Source organism: Halorubrum sp. SD683 (assembly GCF_002135045.1).
Taxonomy (GTDB): domain Archaea; phylum Halobacteriota; class Halobacteria; order Halobacteriales; family Haloferacaceae; genus Halorubrum; species Halorubrum ezzemoulense.
The window spans coordinates 1-3868 of sequence record NZ_NEWJ01000123.1; the positions used below are offsets into that span (position 1 = coordinate 1).

The following is a 3868-nucleotide window of genomic DNA, read 5'->3' on the forward strand; positions in this document are numbered from 1 at the left end:
GGCGGCGACACTCCGCGTCACAACGGAACGAGGGGGTAACCCGCGACTTCGGTCGCGGGGCACTGACATGTACACTTATGCTAGCGTGTGCTGTCATGTGTCATGTATGCGCTTACCAGAGACTCGTGACCTGTTCGCGAGGAAACTACAGTTTCCGGCGCCCCGAAGCGAGGTGCTGGAGACGGTCGGTGACACGGAGTTGTCGCCGCCCGACGGAGAGTCCACGACGATCCGGGCGGTCATCGACCGGTCGGAGGTCGAGACGTTCGACTCGGCCGACGACCTCTACGACACGCTGATGATGCTCGTCGGCGCGCAGTTCATCGGCCGCCGGTACTACGACGACCGCGGCGGGATGCCGGGCGACGAGGAGAACGAGGTGAGCTTCTGATGTCAGTCACGATCGTGTCGGGAGTCAACGGCGTCGGCCTTTCCAGCGTCTGTCAGGCGGTCAGGCGCGGACTCGGAGATGGGTACAAGCTGATCAACTTCGGCGACGTGATGCTCGAACAGGCGGCGGCGATGGGGCTCGCGACCGAGCGGGCCAAGCTCGGCACGCTCTCACAGCCCGAGACGCGGCGGCTCCAGCGCCGCGCAGGCGAGTTCGTCGCCGAGGAAGCGGAGACGACGAACGTGATCCTCTCGACGCACCTCGCGGTCGAGACGCTGACCGGCTACGTCCAAGGGCTTCCAGTCGAAGTGCTCGAAGACGTCTCGCCTGACGCGTTCGTCCTCGTGGAGGCGGAACCGGCGACGATCCTCGAACGCAGGCGGGCGAGCGACCGCGACCTCGACGGGGTCACCGAACGCCAGATCGACTTCGAGCAGGACCTCAACCGGTCCGCGGCGCTCCAGTACGCGCGCGACCAGAACGCGCCCGTCCGGTTCGTCGAGAACGAGGGGGAGATCGAGGGGGCGGCCGAGCGCTTAGCTGACGCGCTCTGAGCGAGCGGCGCGATTCGGCACGCGTCCGGTCCGGCGGCGTCGGGCCGCGGACTACTCCGCGACGTTCGTCTCGCGGACGCGGACGCCCTTCCGCCCGAGGTGCCGCATCTGTCGCTGGGCGAACTCCTCCTCGCTCGACCCGCGCGTCGCGAGGACGTAGACCAACGCGGAGCCGGTCGGCCGCATCGTCCGTCCCGCCCGCTGTGAGCCCTGTCGTCGAGAGCCGCCGAGCCCGCTCGCGACGACGGCGAGTTCGGCGTTCGGGAGGTCGATCCCCTCGTCGCCCACCCGCGAGACGACGAGGACGTCGAGGTCGTCGTCGGCCGCCCCGCCGCCCGAACCCTCCGCTTCGCCGTCCGCCCGGAACCGGCGGAACAGCTCCGCGCGCTCGTGGTGCGGCGTCTCGCCGCTGATGAAGGGGACGCCGAGCGCGTCGGCGATCGCGGCGCCCTGGTCGAGGTACTCGACGAAGACGAGCGTCTTCTTGTCGCGGTGGGCCGCGAGCAGGTACCGGATCTCCTCGACCTTCGCAGGGTTCTCGGCCGCGAGCCGTCTGCGGTCCCGGCCGTCCGCGGCGGCGTACTCGTTGCGCGCCGTCTCGTCGCGCCACGGGACGTAGCGGATCTCGACCTCGGGCTCCTGAACGAAGCCGGCCTCGAACAGCGCGTCCCAGTCCGCCCCGATGGGCTGGCCGATGAGGGTGTAGATCTCTTCCTCGCTGCCAGTCTCGCTGACGGGCGTCGCCGAGAGTCCGAGCCGGTGTTTGCTCTGGAGCTCGGCGGTCCGCGAGTACACCGGGGCAGTGACGTGATGGCATTCGTCGAAGCAGATCAGCCCCCATTCGCGGGACTCGAAGAGGCTCCGGTGGCGGTCCATCCCGGCGATCTGGTAGGTCGCGATCGTGACGGGGCGGATCTCCTTGGTCCCCCCGTGGTAGAGTCCGATGTCAGCGGGGTCGACCGTGGAGTGCTCCAGCAGCTCCTCGCGCCACTGGTCGGCGAGCTCGCGTGAGGGGACCAAAATTAGCGTTTCGCCGCCGACCGCGGCGATCGTCGCGATCCCGGCGACGGTCTTGCCGGAGCCCGGCGGCCCGACGTACACGCCGGACTTGCGGTCGAGGAACGTCTCGACCCACGTCTCCTGGTAATCGCGGAGGTCGGTCGCGAGGTCGATCTCGACCGGGTCGCCGGTCTCGAGGTCGCGGTCGTCCTCGACCGGGTAGCCGGCGTCGTAGAGCGTGCGCTTGACCGCGGCGACCGCCGCCTCGTTCACCCACGCCTCGGTGTCCGAGATTGGCGCGCGGAGGTGGTCGTCGTCGAGGTGCTGGTCGGCGACGTTCCCCATCAGGTTCTCGGAGGCGGCCTCGAGGACGACGTACCCGTCCGCGTGGGTGTACAGCCGGAAGCGGTGCGCCCGACGCCACTGGTCGCGCACCCACGCTTCGAGGTGTTCGTACCGCCGCGGCAGCACCGACCGGAGCGCGCCCACGAGCGCGTCGGCGTCGTCGAACGGTGCTGCCCACACGTCCTCCTGGCGGATCCGATAGAGATACCCGCGGGTCCCGGGCTCGGTGCCGGTGGTGTCGACGAGGTTCGCGAACTGCGAGAGCCGCGCGCGGGTGTACTGCGTGGGGCGGTCGACGACGATCTCGCGGCGCTTCGGGAAGGTCACGACGCGCTCGCGGCTCGCCAACGCGCCCCAGTCGCGGGGGTAGAATACGACGGGGTCGGCCTCGACGTCGAGTCGGTCCACGTCGCCGCGGTCAACGAGCGCAGCGAGCGCGTCGCGCGCTGCCGCCTGCGACGTTCCGAGCCGGCGGGCGACCTCGCTCGCCGTTGCGACCGGTCGCTCCTCGGCCTCGAGCGCCTCGTGGAAGCGATCTAAGGAGAGGTCTTCAGCGTCGTCCTCGCTGGAATCGTCGCCGGCGTCGTCGCCGGTGTCGTCGGTCATCACCGCCGCTTCGGTCGCGACGCGGAAATGGATAGCGTCAGCGGACGAGACGGAACGGAGGTCTTACACATGTCGTACGGGGTTGCTCTCTGAGGAGCGACCGACAACATCTCCAAAGCCCCAGTCGTGCGGCCGCAGTACGCTTCGTTGCGCTCCTCGCTCGCGTCGCTCGCCGCGGTGCTTACGTCGCCTACTGCGGCCGCACGACTGCCCCTTCGAGTCCCGCCCCACCCCGCACCGCCGCCTCACGCCTCCCCGGCCTCGTCGCTCCCGACGGTTGCGACTCCCTCGCACGGACTCCTCGCGCCCCGCGGGCGCTCGGAGGCGCGCGCCACCGCAGCGACTTGGCCACTCGTGAACCGATCGAACAGAATGGAGTTGAGTAAAAATGAGTATCGCCGACTAGCGGCCCGGCGACCGCTGCCCACACCGCCGCGAGGTGATCCCCTCCTTCGAGCGGAACCGGCAGCCGCAGTCGGTACAGCGCACGAATGGCTCGCCCGGCTCGGTTTCGAGGCGGTGTTCGCCCACCTCGAACGGGCGGGTCACGGTCCGGGGGCGGATCCGGTCCGGGATCGGCGTCGACGCCGACTCGCTCAGCGCGGCCCGCACGGCGATGGTGTCGACGTCGACCCCGTCCCACCGCGAGGCCTCCAGCGCATCTTCGCGGTCCGCGACCTCGGTCCAGCCGGTGACGACGACCGGGGAGTTCGTCTCCGTGTCGCTCACGACCACGACGAACCGGACGCCGCCCTCCACGAGGGCGAACCGCCACCCGTCGGTGCTGTTCCACCGGAGCTGCCCCTCGCGGATCGCGTCGCTCACGGTGCGCGTCGAGACGTACCGACCGGGCTGTTCGAGCCGCTCGCGGAAGTGATCGGTCAGCGCGTAGCGGCCCGGGTCGCGCACGGGAGGATCCTCCGGCGTCCGGGCGGCGGCCTCGCCGCCGTGCGGGGGATCAACCGACCGATAC

Annotated in this window: 4 protein-coding genes; 2 read left to right on the forward strand and 2 right to left on the reverse strand. The window is 70.0% G+C overall.

What is annotated here, in order from left to right:
• Nucleotides 1-106: 106 nt before the first annotated feature.
• Complete coding sequence (locus B9G49_RS15745) at nt 107-391, forward strand: hypothetical protein (RefSeq protein WP_049932543.1); 285 nt, start codon at nt 107-109, stop codon at nt 389-391.
• Nucleotides 391-945: an adenylate kinase gene (locus B9G49_RS15750; RefSeq protein ID WP_049932541.1), complete on the forward strand. Its 555-nt coding sequence runs from the start codon at nt 391-393 to the stop codon at nt 943-945. Before B9G49_RS15745 ends, B9G49_RS15750 begins: the two co-directional genes overlap by 1 nt.
• A gap of 51 nt (nt 946-996) precedes the next feature.
• Here the strand turns inward: B9G49_RS15750 and B9G49_RS15755 are convergent, their stop codons facing one another.
• Both B9G49_RS15755 and B9G49_RS15760 read right to left on the reverse strand, forming a co-directional pair.
• Nucleotides 997-2895 carry a DEAD/DEAH box helicase gene (locus B9G49_RS15755; RefSeq protein ID WP_086217002.1) on the reverse strand — a complete coding sequence of 633 codons (1899 nt, stop codon included), beginning with the start codon at nt 2893-2895 and terminating at the stop codon, nt 997-999.
• Nucleotides 2896-3297: 402 nt separating this feature from the next.
• On the reverse strand, nt 3298-3868 hold a 571-nt coding region (locus B9G49_RS15760; protein WP_233125235.1), incomplete at its 5' end, for a hypothetical protein.